Raw genomic sequence first — 2049 nt, 5'->3', positions numbered from 1 at the left:
CCTTTCAGGGCTGCAAAGATATCCGCTATTGCCGCAGATAAAGCCTCACCAGAGACGGCGATACCCAGTGTTCCGGCACCAGGAGCTGCCAAAGCAGGAAAACCAAATGCCACTGCTGCTACGGATGAATTGCTGCCACCACCGGAATTACCATTCCCCCCGCCATTGCCATGGCCGGAGCCACCTCCCCAGTGAACACCACTACCAGAACCGCCACCCCATGGGTTATTTTCCGAACTCCATCCGGAGCCGTCAGAAGCCCCACCATTTCCACCAAGCCCCGTAGGGCCGCCATTAATGTTACCACCTGTGTTATGTGCGCCACTGTTGTGGTCGCGTCCATCTCCACCGCTCATAAAAATTCCCTCTTTTAAGCGTTAAAACAATTAATTACATAGTTAATACTGTACATAAAACCACTGGTTTTATGTACAGACCAAAAGTACTCGCCATTATTTTTTCTGTCAAGTCAGGGGGAGGATATTTTTTGGCAGTTCGGAGGAATCACTCATGAAAACGGTGAACGGAACGCGAAATCCTTTCGCGGGTCGTGAGGCGTTGGACAAGCGAAGCGCGTCAGTTTTTCCGGCTCTTGCCCGTGACAGGTTTCTCCGCCAGTTTATCTTCCAGTGTCACAACTTTCTGATACACCGCCGCTGTGGCGTTGTAGTTCCTGTCGAGCATTGTTTTCATTCCCCATCCAAGCACACAGAACATAACCAGAAAAGCCACTGACACCCCACCCAGCCATTTCCAGCTATACCCTTTAAGGGTGTTGTATTCCTGCACGATATTGCTGTGAATTGTCGCAATATCCCTGTTCAGGGCATCCGCGTTTGCCTTCATGTTTGCGACTGACTCTTCCAGCCGCTGAAAATCCTGGCTGATGCGCTCACCTATCAGCCCTGCAACATCCAGCTTCTGCACCTCGTTTCTGACTTCATCCCTGACCTGTTTTGCCACACCGTCAGAAATATCCCGATATCCGCGAAGTGTTTCCCTTGCCACAGCCAGAGAATCAGCAACAGCTTTCTGTTGCTCCATTGCGGTATGTTGCAGATGCTCCACCGATAACAGGAGCGTGAGTAATTTTTCTTCTGTGCTGGCCATGTTCAGAATCCCATAGAAAATCCACGTGACGGTGATTTAACCCGTTCAGGTTCAATTCGGTTCTGTCTGCTCACTCTGTCTCTCATGTCAAAGCCATGCTCCCGCGCAACATCATGTTGCAGCCTTCTGACCAGTTCATGTTGCTTAACCGGAGTGTCCAGCCATTCCCTGATGTCATGCCCGACCGTTCGCGCCTGTTCAAGATGGCGGGAATAGTCCGGTTCAGACCGTTTTTGCATGATGTCATGACGCTGGGCATCATCAAGCCGTCCGGCAGCTTCAAAACCCAGATGCACTTCGGGACGTCGTTCAATGCCCTGTTCTTTCAGCGTCCGGCAGTCAATGAAGCCCCTTTCAAAGCCATGCTTTCTCATATGTTCGTTGTGCTTCACCTCCCAGCGTTTTCGCAATTCCCGCAACTGCTCTTTTTGCTGAGTGAGAGTCAGGCTTCCGGAATCCTTTTTCGCACCTCCCCGCTCGGGATACCTGGCGTTATAGCGCCGGAAATACTGTTCCGGTGTACGTTCAATGCCATCATTCACACGCTGGCTCATCATGATATGCGCATGAGGCTGTTCGCCGCCGTCAATGCTCGCTTTCGGATTGTGAATGGCAAAACTCCAGGCGTGCCGTTCGCCAGCTTCCTGACGTACAAAATCCTGCACCAGTTCAAGGCGCTGTTCCGCTGTCAGTTCACGGGGTAATGCAATTTCAAGTTCCCGATAGGTCGAACCGTTCGCACGTTCAAACTGGTCAGCCGCCTGCCAGAAATGTGAGGGATTATCTCGCGCCCATTCCGGCATGTTTCCGTGTGCGGAATATTCCAAATCCTGACGGTCGCGGTATTTCTCTTTGCGCTCGATGTAATCGGCGTGGTTTGCAGCCTGCCCCTTGCCACCAAATTGAACGCTGAGGTGATAGGTTGCCACGGTTTCAGCC

General features: G+C 51.8%; 3 protein-coding genes. All 3 read right to left on the bottom strand.

Going from position 1 to position 2049, the window contains the following annotated elements:
- Positions 1–356 (bottom strand): colicin-like bacteriocin tRNase domain-containing protein (locus tag PY311_RS12505; protein ID WP_275972970.1); only part of this gene is annotated, 356 nt, incomplete at its 3' end.
- A 220-nt stretch (positions 357–576) separates the two neighbouring features.
- A complete protein-coding gene (locus PY311_RS12500; RefSeq protein ID WP_000168772.1) occupies positions 577–1110 on the bottom strand; it encodes a hypothetical protein in 534 nt (177 codons plus the stop codon).
- A gap of 2 nt (positions 1111–1112) precedes the next feature.
- A partial coding sequence (locus tag PY311_RS12495) for a MobA/MobL family protein (RefSeq protein ID WP_286149029.1) occupies positions 1113–2049 on the bottom strand: 937 nt, incomplete at its 5' end.

Source organism: Neopoerus faecalis (assembly GCF_029218125.1).
Taxonomy (GTDB): domain Bacteria; phylum Bacillota; class Clostridia; order Oscillospirales; family Oscillospiraceae; genus Oscillibacter; species Oscillibacter faecalis_A.
This window is presented reverse-complemented; position numbering and strand designations above follow the sequence as displayed.